Origin of the sequence: Aquimarina sp. Aq78 (assembly GCF_900299525.1) — a bacterium.
Taxonomy (GTDB): Bacteria; Bacteroidota; Bacteroidia; order Flavobacteriales; family Flavobacteriaceae; genus Aquimarina.
Genome location: NZ_OMKA01000001.1, coordinates 903,295 through 923,973 on the forward strand (window position 1 = coordinate 903,295; position 20,679 = coordinate 923,973).

A 20,679-nucleotide genomic window follows, 5' to 3' on the forward strand; every position below is an offset into this window, starting at 1 on the left:
CTAAAAATCAAATCTATAATTCATTTTAAAAGCTACACCCCAATTTTTGCGTATAACATCCTGATTATAATTATCCGAAATTACCAAATAGATATAAGACAAGGGTTTGTACTCCCATTGCAAACGGCTATTGATATTAAAATTATCAAACTGAGTATTGTACTGTATATAGGTAGTCCAGTTTAACCGATTAGAAAAGAAAATTTCACCTGTAAAGCGTGCTAAATGAAATGTCTCTGTTCCTAATGCTTTTAAATCTATACCATTTCGTTCATATCGCATTTGTAAACGCGCTAAAGGCATTAATCTATATTGGGCATTAACACTAACTTGGTTTTTATAGCCACTATAATAGCTCCCGTAACTAACATTACCTCCATATTGAAACTTTTTATTGTCGGCAGAAGCATATCCCAAACCAGCATCTAGATACCTATATTTATCTGCTATAATAGCATTTCCATTATTCAATGGGTCAAACGCATATTTCAAGTTTACATATTCGTATCGCAATCCGCCATATAACAATGACTGGTTTTTAAATACTAAATCATTATTTACCCCTATGGTCGCTTGCGTAACATCGCCCTGATCATCCCAATAGGTTTGATTATACATATTTAAATAGCGGTGATTATCAATGGTTTTAGAATCTTTATAGAATTTAGTTAAAGTAATACGGCCACTAGCTTGTGTATACCCTTCTCGTATGGTGCTTTCTAAAATTGCATCATAATTATATAACCGTGGCACAAAACCAACATCTGTAATATAGTTTTTTTCTACTTTTCTAATCCCTGCATAACCAGATACATTTATAGTATTGTACCAAACTCCCAAATTATAAAAATTAGTATCTCCCGAAATATCATTGGTATTACTACCAGCAAAATTTGCAAGCCCTGTCCATTTATTATTTTTTGATTGATAATTTAAGTTAACTCCAGCTACTCTATTATAATCATTTGTAAAAGAAAAATCATCTGTTTCCTGTCTATTGATAAGAAACCCTGTTGTTGTAAAAGATTTGGATAATTGTTGTTGTACCACCAAGGCTCCATAATTCTGGGCAGGATTATCATCTTTGGCTTTTGTTGCTACATTAAGTACCCCCAATCGTGTTTTTTTAGCAATGTTTCCAGATAATTTTAATCCGAAGGATATTTCGTTATCTGCCCCTATTCGTCTAGAATAAAAAGGATTTACTCCACTTACTCCCAAACCCGTAAAAAGGTCGCTATTCTCTAAAAAGAAATTACGCCGTTCGGGAAAAAACACTGAAAACCGACTTAAATTAGTTACTTGTCTATCTACATCTATCTGTGAGAAATCGGGGTTTATAGTGGCATCTAATTTTAAAGAAGAACTTACATTAAATTGTACATCTACACTTGGTTTTATCTTGGTATCTTTGATATCGTTAGCAACATCTTCTGAATAATTCATAGTAACCGATGGCGTTACAGCAAATCGAGAAGATTTATTCTCTGACAAATTTTCTACCTCAAAAGTTTTAGCAAATCGTAAATCAAATTGTCTATAATTACGATCTATTGGCGTGCTGGTTGTCCACTCATTTAATTTAATATTTCTTGTATGAAACATAACTCCCCATTCTGGAGTATCTGTCTTATAGCCCAGTGCCTTTAACGGAATTTCTATTTCGTATATTTTTAAATTCCCTTTTGCAGAAGTCTTGGCATTCCACACCGTATTCCAACTCGTACTTATTCTAAAACCATCTCTACGCCTGGCCACTAATGCGTCTATTAATGCTCCTCCCATATTAACAATAAAGAAATAACCAGATTGTTGTTGGTTATAGGTATCTATAATGATAGCAAATGAATCACTTTCTGCTCCAGAAGTTCCGATATCATCTCGTTTTAAAGATCCTATTTGAACATCGGGAATTGTATCATGATACACAGCACTTATATACAATTTTTTTCCGTTATGAAACATTTTTACTTCAGTTGTATTAGACGCCAAATCTCCATTGTTTGGTATATAATTAAGGAATCCTCCTTCAGGAACCAGAGTATTCCATACAGATTCGTTTAGCTCTCCATCTAATTGAATACTGCTGTTGTTAAAAACTATTTTTCCCTTCCCTAACCCAGACTGAGCCTGAACATGAAATATCACAAAAACTGATACTAAAAGAATTCCAATTCTCTTCATTTACTTAAATTAAAAAGTTTAACATGGTGTTTATTTTTCAAAACACATTTAGGAAGTAAAGCTATCCGAAGTATGTATTCCTATTTAAAAAAATAGACTAAGAGGTAATTTTCACATCTGGAAAGTTGTATTTGAAAGAAACAAAGTTTAGTCTATTATATTTCTACTTTTAGCTACAAAAAACCTGTTTTAAGCTACTTTTAATTCTCATCCTCATTAAAATTGTACTTTAGTGCGTATATGAGTAGCTTAAAAAAAACATCGACATTTTTTAATATTCCAATAGTCAAACATTTTTTGTTTTGGCTTGGTATTTACACCTATTTTGTCGGCACTGTAAACATGGATTATTACAGTGGTTATAAAGAAGTTATAGAGCATTTCGCTATTTATATTGTGTGTCAGGTTATTGTGGCTTACACATGCCTGTACTTTTTAATACCACGTTTCTTAATACCGAAAAAGAATATTCGGTTAGCGATGAGTTTATTGCTGTTATTAGCTGGTGTATTTATCATTTTTGTAGGGTTTCACGAATATTATCATATCCCAAAATATTTCAAGTCAGGTGATAATTCTATCTATGATTCTAATACAATATTTTGGGAGAAATTATTAAATCCTAGTGTGTTTTTCGGTAAGTCTACAATAATTTTAACGCCAACAATATTATTAGTTGCAGCAAATTTTTATAAAGAAAAGCAAGCCTATTTGCAACTCAAAGAGCAAAAAATAGCTACAGAATTATCGGTATTAAAACATCAATTAAATCCACACTTCTTGTTTAACACGCTAAACAATTTGTATGCTTTATCTATAGATAAATCTGACAAAGCTCCTGAGGTAATTGCAAAACTTTCGGAGATCTTAGATTATATCCTGTATGGTTGCAATGACAAATATGTGTCGTTGAAAAAAGAAATTGAACTCATAGAAAACTATCTCGATTTAGAAAAAGTGAGATATGACGACCGTGTAGATATTAGTTTTAATAATAATATAGAAACCGATGTTAGAATTGCACCATTAATTTTGTTAACCTTTATAGAAAACACTTTTAAACATGGGGTTTCTCAAGAACTTAAGAAAGCATATATCCAGATAACGATATCCATAGAAGGAAAGTTTATTCGGTTTGATATTACAAACTCTATAGCAAAAAATGTGGTCTCTGGGAATAAAGAAACCATTGGATTAACCAATGTAAAAAAACAATTGGAATTATTATATTTTGATGATTATTCATTAGATATTAACGAAGAAAACAATTGCTTTAACGTACGTTTAAAATTGCCCGTAAAATGACTTACAAATGTTTAATAATTGATGATGAAAAGTTGGCTAGAGGGCTTATAAAAACACATTTATCTCAATTAGATGATTTCGAACTGGTTGCTTCTTGTGGTAGTGCTATTGAGGCTAGTATGATACTCCAAAAAGAAGCAATAGATTTATTGTTTTTAGATATTGAGATGCCTGTTTTAAAGGGCACTGATTTTTTTAAAAACCTAGTGCACAAACCCAAAGTCATTTTTACTACTGCCTATAGAGATTATGCCGTTGAAGGGTTTGAGTTAAATGCGGTTGATTATATTCTAAAGCCTATAACCTTTCAGCGTTTCTTTAATGCTATAGAGAAATTTAGAACTTTACAAAGAGTAAGTATTTCTGACTCCATCCCTACTCCAGAAAGCAAAGATGTTTTTATCTATATACGAAAAGATAGAAAACAGGTAAAAGTGTACTTAGATTCTATTTTATATATAGAAAGTTTAAAAGATTATGTCAAAATACATTTAGAGAAAGAAAATCACATTACTAAATCTAGTATATCGGCTTTTGAAGAAAAGTTAGATGAACGGTTTATAAGAGTGCATCGTTCATATATTATCAATAAGGATAAAATTATGGCCTACACAAAAAATGATATTGAAATTGGTAACATTGAAATCCCCATTGGTGAAAATTTCCGGAACAATCTTGCTTCTTTTTTAACATGACAAGAGTTAATAAAGTAACAGTTTTTGGTAACAACACGCCCTATGTAAACCTCTTTCCCGGATCTTAGGGCAAGAGTCTATAGTTAGTTATTCTGAATTGATCAAAAATCACTTAGATTTGTACATGTTCATATCGATTACAAGGGATATAATAACAATTGCTGTTATAGCTTTGTTATGGTGCATTCCTACCACTACGAAAAATTAAGATTAAATAAATGACATTTGAAGATTTAAAAGGTAAAATCATCCAAATGGATGAAAATAAAGGTTGGTCAGATGGACAACCAGGAGATTTAGCAAAATCTATAATGCTTGAGAGTGCTGAATTACTGGAGTATTTTCAATGGGATGACACAATTAGATTTAGAGGTCAGAAGATTCTAAGTAAGAATAAAAATGAGATAGGTAAAGAAATGGCAGATATACTTATCTATCTTATAAAGATGAGTAATAAAATGGATATTGATTTAATAAATGTAACGATCAACAAAATAGACGAGATACAAAAAAGATAAATATCACACCGCAACATAGTGTATAAGTAATAGCGGTTACGGAGGGTTCTTCTATGATGTGGAAGCAAAAAAGTTTTACTCATTTAGTGATAAACAACGAAATGTCTGGAAAGAATTTTATCGGACATATACCAAAGCACTTTACGAAAAAAGAAAAAGAAGTACATAGCTACAACAACATATATGTGATCATAGCAGCTAAGTGATGAATCGAATGGTTTGCGTATTTTTGATAAGGTGCGATACTTGCAAAAGTAAAAGCTAGCAACCAATGCACAGAAAAATCAAAAAGCAAGGTAACATTTTGCCCTACTACGACACATATATTAAACGTTGGCAACAACTAAATAAACACTCTATATGAAAAAACACTTTCTTTTGATTATTAGCATTTTCATCATATGTCACAGTTACTCCCAAGAATATTTTGAAGGGGAAGTCCACTACAAAATGGAAATTACTCCCACAATGAAAAATTTAACTCAAGAAATGCTCAAAAAAGAGATTGGAGATACCATTATAGGTTATGTACAGGAAAGAAAATATGCCATGACAAACAATGCCAAAGGTGATTTAGGAGCAATGAAAATGATTTTTTTATTAGATGAAAACATAATGTATATAGAATATGAAAAATCGGATACTATCCAAATGTCCAGAATCGATAAAATACCTGGTGAGTTATTGAAAATGGAAGAAAATAATGACGATGTGAAGAGTGTTTTGGGTGATAAATGCTCATCAATACGTCTTGAATATAAAGATTCTCAGTATGGATTAGAAACTCGTAGTACTCATTATTTTAATCCCAAGTATCGTTTAAATAAAGAAGCATACCAAAACCACAAATACGGCTATTGGAATCTATTCGTAGACAAATCCGGATCAATATCGGTAAGAAATGAAGATAATCTATACCCAATATATAAATCAGTAATGGAAGCTTTTAGTATAGAAGAAAAGAAAGTATCAGATGAATTATTTAAAATTAGTGAAGGCAAAGTGATTAAATCAATGGATTAAAGCAGTCGCCAACAACGTATATAAAACATAGCTAATAAGTACTAAATCGAAAGGTTCGCTACTATTTACTAAGTTCGCCAAATTTTTAAAGCCTGTACTGAGCTTGTCGAAGTATGGCTTTTAAGAACGATAAATTAAAAACAAAATAAAAAGTTTTGGCTAAGTGCTTAATCAGAAATTCAGTAATTTTAATCCCCTTACTAACCATAGCTGAGACGTTGTGCGTCATTGAGCCAAACTCCTGAAATATTTAATGAAATTATTGAACACCATAGAAATTGAACCTTGGGATTATACCGAAAATGAATATGAATCCCCAGATGTTTCGCGAGATAAAAACCCTCAGAAATGGAGTGAATTCTGGTACAAGTGTATTTCGGATAGTAATCTACAAAATTTAAAACCTATTGAACTTGGTTCATATTTGGTTGACATAAAAAATATTGGTGATTCTGAATTAAAAATTATTCTTCAAAAAGAATTAAGAGGTATTGATATATCAAATGTAAAGGAGTATATCGAGCCATTATTTGGTGGAATTGTAATTATAGAAAATGACGACATAATTATTGAACCTACTTGCTGCGGTGACATATCTAACATTCAACATTGGGAAGAAATCGAAAATTCGAAATTAAATCACTGGGAGCAATTATGGATTGGTCATCCTTGGGTATATTGTAAACAGAATGTTGATAGTGTTGCTCTTTCAGATTATACCGAAGACTGTCTAGAAGATTTCAAGAAGTTATCCGAAAAATATAAATTCTCAAAGCAGATACTAATTACCGAAATTAAATCAAGTCGGAAATACCTTTACGATTTTGAAAATCGAATAACAAAAGTTTTAATAGAACTCGGGATTGATAATGCAAATAAAATTGCAAAACTAATGACAGGAAATAAATAACGCACGCCCAACTATATATTACCTCATTTCCTTAAATAAGAAAATAAATGGCAAAAGAACAGAAAGTAAATGCCGGAATAAGAATTGTTTCGATGCTTTTTGACCACATCGTAATGACATTTATCGCGATGTTCTTTTTTATTCCGGGGATGATTGCAGGGTTTTCGACAGCTTTTGAAATAAGTCATGAACCAAGCACTCCTGACCTTTTTGGTTTTAATTACATTACACTTATTGGCCTTGCTCTTTATTTCTGTAAAGATTGCATACAAGGACGAAGCATTGCAAAAAGAGTGCTAAAACTTCAAGTCGTCGAAAACTCAAGCGGTAAAGTGGCTTCGCCAATTCGATGTTTTATTAGAAATATATTTTGTATCTTTTGGTTTATAGAAGTAATTGTTACCCTGGTAAACTCTAATAGGAGAATCGGTGATCTGGTAGCAGGAACAAAAGTAGTTCCGTTTAATCCTGAACATAAACAACCCAAAATTAATATCATGCAAATAGCATTTTCAATGCTTCTTGCCTATGGAATAATGATGCTTATGATGCTACCTCTTGAAGCCTGGAAATCAAGAATAAAAAGTAACCAGGTAACCTATGTCGCCAGTTCGTTAAATGAACAAGTAGCAAATGAAACCAAACAACTTTTTGCTGATAGCCTGGGTACACACTTAACTTCTGATGTACGTGTTTATGACCAACTCGAACAAGATAACGATTTGAAATATGTTTCTGTTATACTTAGGCTTAACGAAAACTACTTAGAGAATGATAATAATTACGAAAAAATCAAATCGGTAACTGTTCCTCTAATTTTGGCAAAGTTTCCCGAAGGAACTTTTGTGGGGCAGGTGCAATATGTCTATCAACAATCCCATAGTATACATACACGTACATTGACACTGGATTGGAGAAAAAAGGAATAAAAAATCTATTACATGGAAACTGTTCAAAAAAAACACGAATACCAACTCGATAAATATACGTTTCAACAACCGTATGAAACCATAACAGTTGTGGATAGCGCCGTTTTAGATATTCTATCCTACAATTATGAGACTGATATTAATACTAACAGTAGTTATCTGGAAAAAGTACAGCTAATTCTAAGTTTCTTAAAAATCAAAAACATATTTGAAACCGTTTTGATACACCAAAATACTCGTGAAAATACATTTACCGAACTTCGGGGAAAAAGTGGTTATGCTGTATTGGATAAATTTTTACGAATTGAGTTAGTCTCTGATCATACTGATAAACACCAGATTTACGAGGGGTACAAGAAATTTGACGAGTATGTTTCTAGTTTTGATAAAGACCTTAAAACAAGATATGAATCACAAAATAAAGAGGTAGCCAGAAAATGGAAAAAGAAACAAGAACAAGAAGCTGAAGAAGAGTATAAAGGCGGTATGGCCTTTCTTATAATTATTACTATCGTGTTTTTTGCTTCAATATATGGGATCATTAGCTATATAAATGGTTAGCATTTCATCCTTTTTTAAAAACTGTACAGGAAGCCATATCTATCTATTGAAGAAAAAAAATATCTTAAAAAATACATTTAGCAAAGATATTAGCAACGATAACTTGATATGTATTTCGATAGTAATAGCAAAAAAAGCGTTATTTTGAGTGATTTTACAGTTTTATCATAACCATCATATCGGTTATTTTAGTAATTTCAGTTACAAACTAATTTATAATGGATATGTATGTCCCGGTACACATATATCTTTGTTATTTACAATAAAATGAAGTTCAGAAATAAACGCAGATTACAAATCCTGAAACAATATATTATTGGATGGACTATTGCGTTCATTTTTTTAAGTATTGTTCGGGGTGAAGGCACAAAAGAGTTAGGGTCTGTTCAAATGGAAGTTTGGAAAGCGGTTCTTGCTTCTTTTTTTATGGGACCCATTCTCGGAAGTGTCTCAGGTATTGCTCAAATATTGACCGAAGAACACGGATATAAACAGATAGCATTTCAAAAGCTGTTGATTCTTCGGTTTCTATTTGCTATTCTATTTGTTGCATCTATTGTACTATTAGCATATTTCATTTTCAGTGAAGATATTGGGCTTCTTCAGTTTGCATTTGAACCTGGTAGTTTCGCTATCTATTTATACATAATATCTGTCGATATTTTCATGTTCGGTCTAAGGCAAGTAAATCTCTTTTTAGGAAGTGATAATTTATGGAAACTTTTTCGCGGCAAATTCTATACACCCCGAGAAGAAAAGAGGATTTTTATGTTTCTTGACCTTCAGTCCTCAACAATGCATGCCGAAAATTTAGGTCATGTTGAATACAGCAAAATGATTCAAGACTGCTTTATTGATTTAGGAATTTCTGTCGAAAACGAAGCGGAAATCTACCAATATGTTGGCGATGAAGTAATATTGACATGGAAGCTTCAGGATGGAATACGAGGGCAGAACTGTCTTAATGTCTATTTCAATTTTAAACAGCGATTAGATAAGCGAAAGGAGCATTACCTACAGAATTATAATTGTATCCCACATTTTAAAGCAGGAATGAATTCGGGTATTGTTACTGTGGCCGAGGTAGGTAAATACAAAAAAGAAATTGCATATCATGGAGACACTATAAACACAGCTGCGAGGATTCAAGGTCAATGCAATGAACTTAAGCAAGAGTTTTTGATTTCTGAGAGTTTAAAAAACGATTTGAATAATTTGGGTTTTGTTTTTTCTGAACTTGGCAGTGTAGAACTCAAAGGAAAAGGAAGCCAAACACGTCTTTATGCAGTTAATCAAACAAATAGTAAATAACACTATGTGAAAAGCATTAAAACGCTTTTTATATTTAATGTTAGCAGTAATGTAAGAAAACGAAATAATGACATTTTACGAAAAAGAACTTTATAGAATTCGTAGCATTGTTTATTCAAATGAAGGACAAATTAACACCGTAATTGGAATTCGAAACTATATCGAAAATAATTATGATGTCAATTTAAATTTGGAATTATTATCCCATATTCAGTTTGTTTCCAAGTACCACCTGTTACGCTTGTTCAAAAAATATTATGGAATAACTCCAAGGCAATACTTAATTGACAAACGAATTGAGAAATCTAAAGATTATCTAACAAGTGGGATGTCTGTAACTGAAACCTGTTTTGCTGTTGGTTTTGAAAGTTTAGGTTCGTTCAGTACTTTATTTAAAACAAAAACAGGAAAATCACCTTCAGAATTTCAAAAAGAGCAACTTTCAAGAAGTAAAATAGATTTGAAGTTCGGAACTTTGGAACATAAATAAATCAAAGATGAAAGTAACACTAATTAGTATTCCAGTACGAGATCAAGAAAAAGCTTTAAAATTTTACACAGAAAAACTGGGTTTCATAAAAAAGAAGGATTTACCATTAGAAGGTGGAAATAGATGGCTGACCTTAGTTTCAAAAGAAGCACAGGATGGGCCAGAATTGTTATTAGAACCCGCCCCTAATCATTTTGAACCGTCTAAAGTTTATCAAGATGCATTGATGGAAGCAGGAATTCCATACACACAATTTGATGTTCAAAATGTTGATGCAGAATATGAACGATTGGCAAAATTTGATGTAGAATTTAGTATGAAACCAACCAAAATGGGAACTGTAAAAGTTGCAGTTTTTAATGATACCTGTGGAAATAATATTCAACTAGTGGAGGAATTATAAAAACACTACTGCCAACAGTGCGCATAATTCATTGCTAGTAATTGCGAAACCGAAAGGTTTGTGAGTATTTACAAGAACCCCCAAAATGTAGTAACATTCTGCAATGCTACGATACATATATTATGCATTAGTGGCAATTAAAACCAACGTTAAAAATGATTTCACAAAATCAAATAGACAAGGCTTCAAACTTTTTGAAACTTCACAAAGAAGAAAAGATACTTACTCTATTAAATTCTTGGGATCCAGGAAGTTCTAAACTAATAGAAGCTAGTGGTTTTAAAGCAATTGGAACAACAAGTATGGGCATTTCTGCTTCATTAGGGTATCCAGATTGTCAAGCAATTCCGTTTCAAGAAATGGTCGATGCCGTTAAAAGAATAGTAGAAAAAGTAACCTTACCTGTTACGGCAGATATTGAAGGTGGATATGGTAAAAATATAAATGAAATTGTAAATAGCAGTAGGCAAATTCTTTTAACAGGAATAGTAGGGATTAATATTGAAGATAGTTATGACTTGAATCCCAAATTGGTTGATTCAATCGAATTTTGTGAGCGAATATCTGCTATTCGAGAAATGGCAAAATCTCTTGGAATACATTTAGTTATCAATGCAAGAACGGATGTTTTCATTACCTCTTCAGGTTCAGAAAATAACAGGTTGAAAGAATCTATTGATCGGGGTAATAAATATCAAGAAGCGGGAGCAGATTGTATCTTTATTCCAGATGTTTGGCAAAAGGAGAAAATAAGAACTTTAGTACAAGAAATTGATGCACCAATTAATATTCTTTCAAACCCCACAAACGGAACAGGGTTTCCTCCTTCAATAAAAGAATTAGAAGAAATTGGTGTTGCCAGAGTAAGTTTAGGTTCTTCCCTAATGAAATCAACCTTGGCTTCAATAAGGAAAATTGGACAAGAAGTAATTGAAGAGGGAACATATAAAAGATTATCTGAGCATCTCGAACCAATCCCTGAAACATTAATGGCATATAAAATGGCAACCGAAAAAAATAAAAAGCACTAAAATATAAACATAAAGAATACAAAATCGATATATGTGTACTAGTACATATATTCTTTTGTTGTGCATAAGCTAAATAAAGAGCATTCTAACTGACTTTCAAAAAAGAGAATGAAAATATAAATAGTTCAGAATTCAGTACTGTACTAAGAGTCCTCAACTATTTGAAGCAATACATACTTTACGTACAAAATAACTATAGTCAAGACTGAGACATAAAATACGATTACATGATGCAATATAAAAGTCACGCTGGAAAACTTGGATGGTTTTTTTATAGACGGATTTTCACAACTTCTTATTTCGTTTACGTGAAAAATTGACCATATTTGACATCGAATTAAAATACACTTTCGTTGTTAAAAACAGATAGCATCTTGAAAAAACAACTTCGCCGTAGAGGGAAACAGCTATTGATCTTACTCATTGTTGCGCTGGTGGGTAATCATCTTACAAATGCAAAGCATTTTCCTTTACACGAGTCGTATCGCTTCCCACTCTATGGCATTCTTACTTCTATGTTCTTAGGAACTGTAATACTTGTCATCACAGAGCTGACTTATAGTTATTTTTTACGCTATATATTTAAAGAGAACATTACTCTTAGACTCGCCTTACGCTTTTTATTTACCAGCCTAGGAATCATTACGCTACTTTATATCCCAATATTTTATGTTTTCGGCAAGATAGAAGATGCAGATTTTGATCTATACGCGCTCTCTATAGGCTTACTAATTACCTTAGCTATATGTGCCATTCTTATTACAGCGGTGTACGCTTTAGAAATCTATACCCTGTATAAAAACCAGCTCGAACAAGGAACCCTTCTCATCAAGAACGGAAACCGTAAAAAGGTGTTACGCATAAAAGAGATTTCCTATGGGTATACAGTTCATAAAATAGTATACCTCGTTGAAGAAAATGGTACTATAAACCCCACAGATTTTACACTAAAGATACTTGAGTCAACATTGGAAGCCTATGGGTTTTTCAGAGCATCCCGAAATGTATTACTACATCCTCGTGCGGTGAAAGAAATGAAGGCCATAGAAAATGGAAAGTTATCTGTAGTACTCCAACCCGTTTTTCTCGAGCAAGAGCAATTAAAAATCGTGGTGAGTAGATATAAGAAGAAAGGCTTTATGTTATGGTTTGAAAATGGCGACTCAATGCTACCTACCATTGAGGGATAAAAACACGACCACTGAGTCAAGTTGCCTGCTATTACTGACATTTCATGAAAAGAAAGCAGTTATTTCGTTGTTATAATCATAATCAAAAAACAATGAAAACATCCTTTTTAAAAACCACAATCATCCCTCTTATTACTGCTATTATAGTAGGCATTTTATTTACCGTACCCATGGGCTTAGGGGATTTTACAAATATTGTAGCGACGCTCTTAATCATTCTGTCTAGTGTTATCATATTTGGTAAAGATGCATTCAAATCGCTAGGACTATTTAATTTTAAAGATCAGAAGCGCCATTTTTTCACCTACGCACCACTACTAGCCATTGCATTATTTGCGTTCTATGCTTTTGTACTCTTGCCTGGAGTCACTTTCCTTACGGGACAAGCCATTGATTACTCAGAGTTTAAGGTCTTTGAAGGCAACTTACCTGCTTGTGCGGTCCTGTTCATATTTATATGGGTTTCTGCCGCTTTTGGAGAAGAAATTGTTTGGAAAGGTTTTTTTATGCGCCACTTCACACGGTTTTTTGGTGATGGTAAGCTAGCGCTTGTTATAAATATCATCCTTTTCGGAGTACTATTTGGATACGTACACGCCTATCAAGGGATTACTGGGCAAATTGTCGCTGCAATCACAGGGATGATACTCGGTTTTATATTTTACAAAAGGAAGTACAATCTGTGGTTTAATATTGCCGTACACGGCTTCTTTGATACCATTGCTGTACTCTGTATGTATTATGGGATTTTATAATTTAAAAAGCGTAAAGCCTATGCACAACACCGTGTATAATTAATTGCTTCAGAATTTACTAATTGGAAATTCACGCGCAATAGTTATCTTTAATTCTTAATCGGAAAATCATAACTGATTTCCCGCAACTAATTATACACAAGACCGTTGTGCTTAATATACAAAAATGCGAATAATCGAGATTAACGGAAATAAATTTTCAAATATGAAAGGATTCTATCGCGAGGTGGAATCAAAAATGACTTCCGGATTGAATTGGAAAATTGGGCAGAACCTTAACGCATTTAACGATGTTTTATATGGCGGATTTGGAGTTCATGATGTTGATGAAAAATATATCATAAAATGGCATCGAAGTGAAAAAAGTAAATCGGAATTAAAATATTATGACCGAATAATTGAAATTATTAAAGAACACGAGAATATCGAATTACAACTGACCTAAATGCTATTCTGGAAAACTGAAAATAAAATCGAATCTAAAAAGGACTTTAACTCTAAAATTAGAGAGTATTATGTTGGACTTTCGGGCAATCAAATCCCAACTGAATTACTCAAGGAAATAATTTCAAAAGTAACAGAACAAATTTATAGCAATTACAAAAGGTTTTGGAAACAGTACCCGAAATCAAGAAAAAGATATTCGACTTTGAGAATGAATGATATTGAACATCCATCTATTCATTTTATGATTACTGATTTTTTAAATCAAAAAGAGGTTTTAAAATCAAGAGAATACTCAAAGATTCTATTCAAAATGAATGATGAGGAATTTGATAAGCATTTGGACTATAAAGATTGGTACGAAACGAAATAAAAAACTAAGCACAACAACATAAATGTGATCATAGCAGCTAAGTGATGAATCGAATGGTTTCTTGTATTTTTGATAAGGCGCAATGCTTGCAAAACGAAAAATATAGCAATCAATGCGCAGAAATAGTCCAAAGTTAGGTAACATTTTGCCCTGCTACGATACATATATTAAACGTTAATGCTGAAAATAACGGACGAAAACAAAAAATGACAAAAAAACGAATCGATACTAATTTGCATTATGCTCAATATATACTCGCTCGAATTATTCTTGTTGGCGGAATTGGATTTCTGATTTACAGTATTTGGACAAAAAAATCGGAGCAATTATTTTCTGTTCTTTATTCGTTACTTATGCGCTAATTCTGATAATAAGGATTTTTGACAAACCGACAGAAATAGAATTTGACGAAAATTATATCTATCTCGAAAACGGAAATGAACGGATTGAATTAAATAAAATTATCGGAATAAAAAAGAATCGGATTTTATACGAATCAAACGGAGTTGAATCGAAATTAAAACTGCCGAATTTCCTTTTTATGGACAAAAAGTGGGCTGAATTAAAGAAATTGATTAATAATAAAAAGCACTAAAACACAACAATGGCTATAGTTCATTGCAGCTGAATTCCTAATCGGAATTCATTGCAATTCAACTAGTTTTAGGTTACAGCGAAAAAGTCCGCTGGACATTTTCCGCAACGAAACCATAGCCGAGACGTTGTATACAATTGAGTAAGTTAGTTCTTAATGTATTCAGTGATAATCCCCTAACATTTATCCCAGGTTTGTCCTTCTATATTAAATACCTTTTTTCGATGTTCTACTCCCCAACGATACAATTCACTCATTACAGATTTACACGTTTTTCCGTATTCTGTAATGCTGTAAGTAACGGTAATCGGACGGGTATCTTCTACCTTTCTGATGATCAACAAATTCTCCTCGAGAAACTTTAATTCTTTCGACAACATTTTTGGTGTTATCCCTTCTACAATACGCTCCAACTCTTTAAAACCACAAGTCTCATAAAAGGTAAGTGCCGAAATAATTGGGATCTTCCACTTACCACTAAAAACCTCAAGTGCGTCTCGAACTGGCACCATGTAATTACCAAAATGCTCCTTCATCGGAATCTTTATATCCTTCACTTCTTTGTTTTTCATATCACTATACTTTTGGATACCACTATATTTTATATAGTTACTTTCCAAATTAAAGCAATCGAGTTAAATTTGCCAAACAAAATCATAAATAAATTTTAAGATGAAAAAAAGAGATTTAATAATCTATAGAGTGGTAACTGGATTATTTAGTTTAATGCTTCTAGCCGGAGCTATCACTTATTTCCTTCAATACGAGATGGTAAACAAAATGTTCATCAGTTTAGGTGTTCCCACCGAAATAATATATCCTCTGGCTATAGTAAAAATACTGGGTATATTGGCGATTTGGCTGATCAAAAACCCGATAATCAAAACGTTAGCCTACCTGGGTTTTGCACTTGACCTCGTCTTTGCTATAATTGCCCATTTAAATGCTGGTGATGGCAGAGCCATTGGTCCTGCTATTCCGCTTGTATTGTTGATTATATCTTATGTGTTTTATAGGAAAAAAGGGCAGGTACTTAACTAAAATATTGATGTGTACTCGTTGGGTATAAAAGTTAACAATCAATGCACAAAAAACACCAAAAAGTGGGGTAATAGTTACCCATTTATGACACAAATATTAAACGTTTAGCAGTAATTAAAACCGACTACTACAAAAATTTAATTCAGAATTAATATCTTTATAGCCTGTTATACTAATTCAACATATTACCTGAGTCTTACTAAAGAGACATTCTCTATAAAACGAGAAATTAATACATAAAAATCCTCGGATTTTACAATGTACAGGTAATCGTATCCAATTATTTTATCAAATTTTAACAATAGTAATCGATTAAAAATCAATTGCTTCATCACTTTGTAATGCATTTTGCATTTCGAAACGTGGTGATAATACAGCGATTAAAAATGAATAGTAAACAGCTAATAAGTAGAAATAAAGAAAAATATCATAAAGCATTAATTGCAGATAATGGTAAGTTGAATGAAATTGACCTTGGAGAAAAACTCGGGCTTGATGAAAAGGAAACCAGAGAAATAATTGTTCGACTTCTATCTGAACATAAAATTGAATATTTAGAGAATGGAGCTTGTGATTATAGTTGTATGAAAATAGTGAAAAGGAAAAGGAAAAATAAAAGCAGGTAACATTATATTCTATGTAAAGCACTTTTCAAAACCTTAGGCTAAAATATGTGGTTTTCTATAATGAATATAAAGATAAACTTAGTAATTTGGATTGTTAAATAAACATAAAGAATATAAAAAGGATATATGTGTATTGCACATATATTCTTTTGTTGTGTGTCATATCGAAAAAACAATGCAGAGAAAAATAATTATCGTATTACTTCTGACTATACCCTTTAAAGGATTCAGTACGAAATTGGATACTTTGGACTACTGGCACGTTTATCATAACGACAAAGTAATCGCAAAATTCAATTCTGTTTCTAAAGATTTGAATATTAAAATTGACAAATCTAAAATCAAAAAATCTGATACAATTTCAATTAGATATGGAAAAGATACTCGATGTTCGAATTGTAAGTACATTTTATTTGTTCGTGATGAAAAAAAGAGAAAATTAAGAATAACGGAATCTAACGAGTTTTGGAGTAAATTATCTTTCGGACTTTCTGACTTGACCGAATCTGGGCGAAAAAATAAGAGTAAACGTTATGATTTTTATTATTGGGAAAGAGATAGTGATGGAGAGAATAAACCAATGAAATTAGTATTACAAATGACGTTGGAATAATGATGACAATTGTAATGACAAGAACTATTGAATAAATGGATATAAGTTTTGACCTTGACAGTACATTAATTCCAAACGGAAAGGAATTTGAAACAGAAAAGAAAAACCGAATTGCTAAACTGTTCGGAATTGAGGAAGTGCGAAAAGGAACTCATGGATTGATTTCGGACTTGCAGAATCAAGGACACAAAATCCATATTTATACAACATCATTTAGATCTAAAGAAAAAATAAGACTGACTTTAAGATATTATGGAATAAAAGTCAATCGAATTGTAAACCAAACAGAAAATCAACGAGTTTTAAAATCTCGGAATATTAACTCTTCTAAATTTCCTCCAGCATTTGATTTTGATTTGCACATTGATGATTTAAAAGGTGTCGGAATTGAAAGTGAGAGATTTAATTTCAAAGCAATTATTGTTGTACCTACCGACAAAAATTGGATTGAAAAGATAAAAAGTGGAATAAAAAACGCTGGGTAACACTATATATGTGATCATAGCAGCTTAGAGTTAGATCGAATGATTTCTATATTTTTGATAAGGCACAATTGCATGCTCCAAAGAAAAGTTAATAATCAGTGCCCAGAAAAATCATAAAGCGTGGTAACATTTCGCCCTGTTAGAACACATATATTTAATGTTGTAGCATACCATATAAAACAAAATACGAATGAATAAAATTATAGTTCTATCATTGTTATTGGCAATTGGATTTATATCCTGTAAAACTTCTGAAAAAGAAATTGACAAACTTGAAATTGCAAAACGGTACTACAAGGCTCTTGACAATTCTGATGATTCTAGAATAGTAACCCTATTAACCGATAGTCTTTTGACCAAAGAAAAAGAATATGACTATGAGCAGACATTTTCTCTGAAAGAATATGTTGAATGGTTGAAATGGGATTCTGTCTTTGATCCGACATACGAAATCCTTCAAATTGAACAAGAAAACGGAATTGTTAAAGCAAAGATTTCAAAAATGGACAAAAGAATCTTTTTTCTTCACGAAGAACCAATTGTCACTACTCAAACTATTCGATTTAACAATGATAAAATAACCAGCGTTGAAACAACAAAATATGTGATTTTTAATGATACGACGTTTGTTAAAAACAGAAGTGAATTTTTAAATTGGATAGACAAAAATCACCCTGAGTTAAATGGGTTTATACACGACCAAACTGAGACAGGCGGGTTAAGATATCTAAAAGCCATTGAACTATATAAAAACAGAAAATAACGTGTTACAACACTATCATATAACAAATAAGGCTACTAATAAAAAAAGCTAAGTGCTTAATCAAAAGTTCACTACTTTTAATTCCCATACTAACCATAACCCAGATATTAGCTATTATGTACAAAGCACATGATTAAAAATGAAAAAATGCTAAATACTAAATCAATTTTTATGTGCTTGGTTTTACTTGGGCTCATATCATGTATAAGTAAAAAATCAGAATTGATTGAGCTGAATTTTGAGAAGGATTTAATGCCCGAAGGTATCGCCGTCGACGGCAGCACAAAAAAGCTATATCTAAACAGTCTAAAAAATAATAAAATAGTAAGTAGTTCACTTGATGGTAGTAATCCTACAATTTTTCTAAAAACCAACAAACATAACTATTTAGCAGGTTTTGGAATGACAATTAAAGGAGACACTTTATATGCTCTTGGTAATAGTCTAACAGGAGATAAAAACAAATCAATCCTTTTACTTTTACAACTTTCCTCTGGAGATCTAATTGATTCGTATTCAATTAACGACTCCAATTTTCACTACTTGAATGATTTAGCTATTAGTTCGAATAATGAAATTTTCATTACTGATTCAGAAAGCAACAAAATCTATAAGATTCAAAGACCAAATAAAACCATCGAAATTTATTTGGATTCTGAAGAGGTTTCCAACTCTAATGGAATCACCATCTCCGATAATGATGAATATTTATATTTGGCATCAAACAACGGAATTTGTATTATCGAAACAATATCAAAAAAAATAATAAATGAACCCAAAGAAAGTTATTCGGGTATAGATGGTATAAAATATCACAAAAATAATCTGTATGGAATAGTAAACGGCTGGAGTGACAAATCACAAAATGGATTGTTCAAATTTGAACTTAACAAAATTGGAACGGAAATTCTAGAAAGCAAAAAAATAGTCGAATTCACCGAAAGTTTTAAAATCCCAACCACTTTTGACATTTTCGACGGAAACATTTATTTCGTAATCAACACCCAAATAGACAATTTTGACGAGAATACAAATGAGATTCTTGACTTAAAAAAGTTAGAATCGTATACAATGATGAAAACCAAAGCTGAATAAAACAATGCTAACTGTACCTATAACAAATAAGACGGTAATTACAGATATAGTCACTCTGACCCAATTTGATATACAAAAAACTTTTCTAACAAGATACATAGCAAATGAAGAGAACAGGTAAAATTGCAATCATAGGAGGAGGAATTGGAGGTTTAACAATGGCATTGACCTTAAAAAGAAATAATCAAGGGTTTAAACTTTTTGAAAAATCTAATGAATTTAAAGAAGTTGGAGCTGGAATTGGAATCGCTTCTAATGCCTTAAAAATATTTGATAAACTTAACATAGGTAATGCACTAAGAGAAAAAGGGCATTTACTCAAAAAGACAGTACTTGCTACCGAAAAATTAAAAATTCTAAAAACAGTTCCTTTTCCAGAAGAGGTCTATTGTATTCATAGAGCTTCAATTATAGATGTAATTTCTAATGAGCTGGACAAAAACTCTTACGAGTTAAACAAAGAAGTAGAAAGCATTGAGAATCAAGAAAACGTAAAGATTAAATTTAAGGATAATACAGTTTCAGAATTTGACACCTTAATTGCTTCTGATGGTATTAATTCAACAGTGAGAAAATCAGTTTTTCCTGAAATAAGGACAAGACATACACATCAAGTCATTTGGAGAGGAATTACAAAATTTGATATCAACGCTGATTTAAAACATACCTATTACGAGCTTTTTGAAGGTAGTTTACGATTCTTATTTTTACCATTGAATGATACCGAAATGTTTTGGCTTGCTGTTCAAGAAAAAAAGAATTTCAGTAAAGATTCATCTGCTTCTCTAAAATCCTATTTATTAAAAACATACAGCGAATTTCATCCCATAGTACTGGATTTGCTCAATAGAACAATGGAAAGCAATATCCTACAAAATGAATTGGCCGATATTGAACCCAATTATAAGAATTGGTTTAAAAATAATACTGTTTTTATTGGTGACTCTATTCACGCTACTACTCCTAATCTAGGACAAGGAGCCTGTCAGGCAATTGAGGATGCCTATACTTTAGGGCTTTGTATAAAAAATGATATGAATACTTCTTTTTCTGATTATCAAAACGTAAGATTAAAAAAAGTCGAATACATTGTAAAACAATCTTGGAAAATTGGAAAAATGTCACTGACCAGTGGTGGTTTACAAAAAAAGCTACTCCATTTATTATTGAGATTCTTTCCCGAAAAACAATATCAAAAAAGATTTAAGCGGATAATCGATATTGAATATTTAAATAAATTAGAAAATACTACCACTAACAACGTGTTATAAAACATAGCTAGTAAATGGTATACTCAAAAGTTCTCCCCTATTTATTGAGACCGCCAAGCCTTTTTAGA

The 20,679-nt window shown here is 31.9% G+C and carries 24 protein-coding genes; 22 read left to right on the top strand and 2 right to left on the bottom strand.

Going from position 1 to position 20,679, the window contains the following annotated elements; translation table 11 throughout:
- Nucleotides 1-2,184 (bottom strand): DUF5916 domain-containing protein, encoded by a 2,184-nt coding sequence (locus tag DG435_RS03875; RefSeq protein WP_106793886.1) that lies wholly within the window; start codon nucleotides 2,182-2,184, stop codon nucleotides 1-3.
- 480 nt (nucleotides 2,185-2,664) lie between these two features.
- Here DG435_RS03875 and DG435_RS03880 point away from each other — a divergent pair, with 480 nt between their 5' ends.
- The 15 genes from DG435_RS03880 (at nucleotide 2,665) to DG435_RS03950 (ending at nucleotide 14,122) form a co-directional block, all read left to right on the top strand.
- Nucleotides 2,665-3,489, top strand: a complete 825-nt coding sequence (locus tag DG435_RS03880) for a sensor histidine kinase (protein WP_159025679.1) — start codon at nucleotides 2,665-2,667, stop codon at nucleotides 3,487-3,489.
- Nucleotides 3,486-4,184 carry a LytTR family DNA-binding domain-containing protein gene (locus tag DG435_RS03885; protein ID WP_106793884.1) on the top strand — a complete coding sequence of 233 codons (699 nt, stop codon included), beginning with the start codon at nucleotides 3,486-3,488 and terminating at the stop codon, nucleotides 4,182-4,184. The genes DG435_RS03880 and DG435_RS03885 overlap by 4 nt, the downstream gene beginning before the upstream one ends.
- A gap of 218 nt (nucleotides 4,185-4,402) precedes the next feature.
- Complete coding sequence (locus DG435_RS03890; protein WP_106793883.1) at nucleotides 4,403-4,702, top strand: MazG-like family protein; 300 nt, start codon at nucleotides 4,403-4,405, stop codon at nucleotides 4,700-4,702.
- Between the two features lie 468 nt (nucleotides 4,703-5,170).
- Complete coding sequence (locus DG435_RS03895) at nucleotides 5,171-5,725, top strand: hypothetical protein (protein WP_159025678.1); 555 nt, start codon at nucleotides 5,171-5,173, stop codon at nucleotides 5,723-5,725.
- A gap of 253 nt (nucleotides 5,726-5,978) precedes the next feature.
- Nucleotides 5,979-6,635: a hypothetical protein gene (locus tag DG435_RS03900; protein WP_106793881.1), complete on the top strand. Its 657-nt coding sequence runs from the start codon at nucleotides 5,979-5,981 to the stop codon at nucleotides 6,633-6,635.
- Nucleotides 6,636-6,682: 47 nt separating this feature from the next.
- A complete protein-coding gene (locus tag DG435_RS03905) occupies nucleotides 6,683-7,564 on the top strand; it encodes an RDD family protein (RefSeq protein ID WP_106793880.1) in 882 nt (293 codons plus the stop codon).
- Between the two features lie 12 nt (nucleotides 7,565-7,576).
- On the top strand, nucleotides 7,577-8,125 hold the full coding sequence (locus tag DG435_RS03910) for a hypothetical protein (RefSeq protein ID WP_106793879.1): 549 nt from the start codon (nucleotides 7,577-7,579) through the stop codon (nucleotides 8,123-8,125).
- A gap of 267 nt (nucleotides 8,126-8,392) precedes the next feature.
- Entirely contained in the window at nucleotides 8,393-9,436 is a 1,044-nt protein-coding gene (locus DG435_RS03915; protein ID WP_159025677.1) for an adenylate/guanylate cyclase domain-containing protein, read from the top strand.
- Between the two features lie 67 nt (nucleotides 9,437-9,503).
- A complete protein-coding gene (locus DG435_RS03920; RefSeq protein ID WP_106793877.1) occupies nucleotides 9,504-9,926 on the top strand; it encodes an AraC family transcriptional regulator in 423 nt (140 codons plus the stop codon).
- A gap of 7 nt (nucleotides 9,927-9,933) precedes the next feature.
- A complete protein-coding gene (locus DG435_RS03925) occupies nucleotides 9,934-10,329 on the top strand; it encodes a VOC family protein (protein WP_106793876.1) in 396 nt (131 codons plus the stop codon).
- A gap of 155 nt (nucleotides 10,330-10,484) precedes the next feature.
- Nucleotides 10,485-11,360, top strand: coding sequence for an isocitrate lyase/phosphoenolpyruvate mutase family protein (locus tag DG435_RS03930; RefSeq protein ID WP_106793875.1), 876 nt, complete (start codon nucleotides 10,485-10,487; stop codon nucleotides 11,358-11,360).
- Nucleotides 11,361-11,770: 410 nt separating this feature from the next.
- Nucleotides 11,771-12,550, top strand: coding sequence for a LytTR family DNA-binding domain-containing protein (locus DG435_RS03935; RefSeq protein WP_159025676.1), 780 nt, complete (start codon nucleotides 11,771-11,773; stop codon nucleotides 12,548-12,550).
- A 92-nt stretch (nucleotides 12,551-12,642) separates the two neighbouring features.
- A complete protein-coding gene (locus tag DG435_RS03940) occupies nucleotides 12,643-13,305 on the top strand; it encodes a CPBP family intramembrane glutamic endopeptidase (protein WP_159025675.1) in 663 nt (220 codons plus the stop codon).
- 166 nt (nucleotides 13,306-13,471) lie between these two features.
- A complete protein-coding gene (locus DG435_RS03945) occupies nucleotides 13,472-13,750 on the top strand; it encodes a barstar family protein (RefSeq protein ID WP_106793872.1) in 279 nt (92 codons plus the stop codon).
- The gene (locus DG435_RS03950) at nucleotides 13,751-14,122 is read left to right on the top strand and encodes a hypothetical protein (protein ID WP_106793871.1); all 372 of its coding nucleotides are present in this window, start codon (nucleotides 13,751-13,753) and stop codon (nucleotides 14,120-14,122) included.
- Nucleotides 14,123-14,893: 771 nt separating this feature from the next.
- Here the strand turns inward: DG435_RS03950 and DG435_RS03960 are convergent.
- On the bottom strand, nucleotides 14,894-15,289 hold the full coding sequence (locus tag DG435_RS03960; protein WP_234387145.1) for a helix-turn-helix domain-containing protein: 396 nt from the start codon (nucleotides 15,287-15,289) through the stop codon (nucleotides 14,894-14,896).
- Nucleotides 15,290-15,389: 100 nt separating this feature from the next.
- Between DG435_RS03960 and DG435_RS03965 the strand changes: the two genes are divergently transcribed.
- The 7 genes from DG435_RS03965 to DG435_RS03995 all read left to right on the top strand — a co-directional run bounded on the left by DG435_RS03965 (nucleotide 15,390) and on the right by DG435_RS03995 (nucleotide 20,611).
- Nucleotides 15,390-15,758 (top strand): DoxX family protein, encoded by a 369-nt coding sequence (locus DG435_RS03965; protein WP_106793869.1) that lies wholly within the window; start codon nucleotides 15,390-15,392, stop codon nucleotides 15,756-15,758.
- A 386-nt stretch (nucleotides 15,759-16,144) separates the two neighbouring features.
- Nucleotides 16,145-16,384 carry a hypothetical protein gene (locus DG435_RS03970; RefSeq protein WP_106793917.1) on the top strand — a complete coding sequence of 80 codons (240 nt, stop codon included), beginning with the start codon at nucleotides 16,145-16,147 and terminating at the stop codon, nucleotides 16,382-16,384.
- A gap of 175 nt (nucleotides 16,385-16,559) precedes the next feature.
- Entirely contained in the window at nucleotides 16,560-16,997 is a 438-nt protein-coding gene (locus DG435_RS03975; RefSeq protein ID WP_106793868.1) for a hypothetical protein, read from the top strand.
- Nucleotides 16,998-17,032: 35 nt separating this feature from the next.
- Nucleotides 17,033-17,482, top strand: a complete 450-nt coding sequence (locus tag DG435_RS03980; RefSeq protein ID WP_106793867.1) for a hypothetical protein — start codon at nucleotides 17,033-17,035, stop codon at nucleotides 17,480-17,482.
- A 190-nt stretch (nucleotides 17,483-17,672) separates the two neighbouring features.
- Entirely contained in the window at nucleotides 17,673-18,245 is a 573-nt protein-coding gene (locus tag DG435_RS03985; protein WP_106793866.1) for a hypothetical protein, read from the top strand.
- A gap of 147 nt (nucleotides 18,246-18,392) precedes the next feature.
- Entirely contained in the window at nucleotides 18,393-19,340 is a 948-nt protein-coding gene (locus DG435_RS03990; protein WP_159025674.1) for an SMP-30/gluconolactonase/LRE family protein, read from the top strand.
- Between the two features lie 104 nt (nucleotides 19,341-19,444).
- On the top strand, nucleotides 19,445-20,611 hold the full coding sequence (locus tag DG435_RS03995; RefSeq protein ID WP_106793864.1) for an FAD-dependent monooxygenase: 1,167 nt from the start codon (nucleotides 19,445-19,447) through the stop codon (nucleotides 20,609-20,611).
- Nucleotides 20,612-20,679 lie beyond the last annotated feature (68 nt).

What these genes read in the sequence shown, in the direction of transcription:
- DG435_RS03905 (WP_106793880.1), top strand. Translation starts at nt 6,683, where the DNA reads ATGGCAAAAGAACAGAAAGTAAATGCCGGAATAAGAATTGTTTCGATG.
- DG435_RS03985 (WP_106793866.1), top strand. Translation starts at nt 17,673, where the DNA reads ATGAATAAAATTATAGTTCTATCATTGTTATTGGCAATTGGATTTATA.
- DG435_RS03895 (WP_159025678.1), top strand. Translation starts at nt 5,171, where the DNA reads ATGAAAAATTTAACTCAAGAAATGCTCAAAAAAGAGATTGGAGATACC.
- DG435_RS03930 (WP_106793875.1), top strand. Translation starts at nt 10,485, where the DNA reads ATGATTTCACAAAATCAAATAGACAAGGCTTCAAACTTTTTGAAACTT.
- DG435_RS03885 (WP_106793884.1), top strand. Translation starts at nt 3,486, where the DNA reads ATGACTTACAAATGTTTAATAATTGATGATGAAAAGTTGGCTAGAGGG.
- DG435_RS03890 (WP_106793883.1), top strand. Translation starts at nt 4,403, where the DNA reads ATGACATTTGAAGATTTAAAAGGTAAAATCATCCAAATGGATGAAAAT.
- DG435_RS03975 (WP_106793868.1), top strand. Translation starts at nt 16,560, where the DNA reads ATGCAGAGAAAAATAATTATCGTATTACTTCTGACTATACCCTTTAAA.
- DG435_RS03945 (WP_106793872.1), top strand. Translation starts at nt 13,472, where the DNA reads ATGCGAATAATCGAGATTAACGGAAATAAATTTTCAAATATGAAAGGA.
- DG435_RS03980 (WP_106793867.1), top strand. Translation starts at nt 17,033, where the DNA reads ATGGATATAAGTTTTGACCTTGACAGTACATTAATTCCAAACGGAAAG.
- DG435_RS03910 (WP_106793879.1), top strand. Translation starts at nt 7,577, where the DNA reads ATGGAAACTGTTCAAAAAAAACACGAATACCAACTCGATAAATATACG.
- DG435_RS03875 (WP_106793886.1), bottom strand. Translation starts at nt 2,184, where the DNA reads ATGAAGAGAATTGGAATTCTTTTAGTATCAGTTTTTGTGATATTTCAT.
- DG435_RS03965 (WP_106793869.1), top strand. Translation starts at nt 15,390, where the DNA reads ATGAAAAAAAGAGATTTAATAATCTATAGAGTGGTAACTGGATTATTT.
- DG435_RS03995 (WP_106793864.1), top strand. Translation starts at nt 19,445, where the DNA reads ATGAAGAGAACAGGTAAAATTGCAATCATAGGAGGAGGAATTGGAGGT.
- DG435_RS03990 (WP_159025674.1), top strand. Translation starts at nt 18,393, where the DNA reads ATGCTAAATACTAAATCAATTTTTATGTGCTTGGTTTTACTTGGGCTC.
- DG435_RS03920 (WP_106793877.1), top strand. Translation starts at nt 9,504, where the DNA reads ATGACATTTTACGAAAAAGAACTTTATAGAATTCGTAGCATTGTTTAT.
- DG435_RS03950 (WP_106793871.1), top strand. Translation starts at nt 13,751, where the DNA reads ATGCTATTCTGGAAAACTGAAAATAAAATCGAATCTAAAAAGGACTTT.
- DG435_RS03880 (WP_159025679.1), top strand. Translation starts at nt 2,665, where the DNA reads ATGAGTTTATTGCTGTTATTAGCTGGTGTATTTATCATTTTTGTAGGG.
- DG435_RS03925 (WP_106793876.1), top strand. Translation starts at nt 9,934, where the DNA reads ATGAAAGTAACACTAATTAGTATTCCAGTACGAGATCAAGAAAAAGCT.
- DG435_RS03915 (WP_159025677.1), top strand. Translation starts at nt 8,393, where the DNA reads ATGAAGTTCAGAAATAAACGCAGATTACAAATCCTGAAACAATATATT.
- DG435_RS03940 (WP_159025675.1), top strand. Translation starts at nt 12,643, where the DNA reads ATGAAAACATCCTTTTTAAAAACCACAATCATCCCTCTTATTACTGCT.
- DG435_RS03900 (WP_106793881.1), top strand. Translation starts at nt 5,979, where the DNA reads ATGAAATTATTGAACACCATAGAAATTGAACCTTGGGATTATACCGAA.
- DG435_RS03970 (WP_106793917.1), top strand. Translation starts at nt 16,145, where the DNA reads ATGAATAGTAAACAGCTAATAAGTAGAAATAAAGAAAAATATCATAAA.
- DG435_RS03960 (WP_234387145.1), bottom strand. Translation starts at nt 15,289, where the DNA reads ATGAAAAACAAAGAAGTGAAGGATATAAAGATTCCGATGAAGGAGCAT.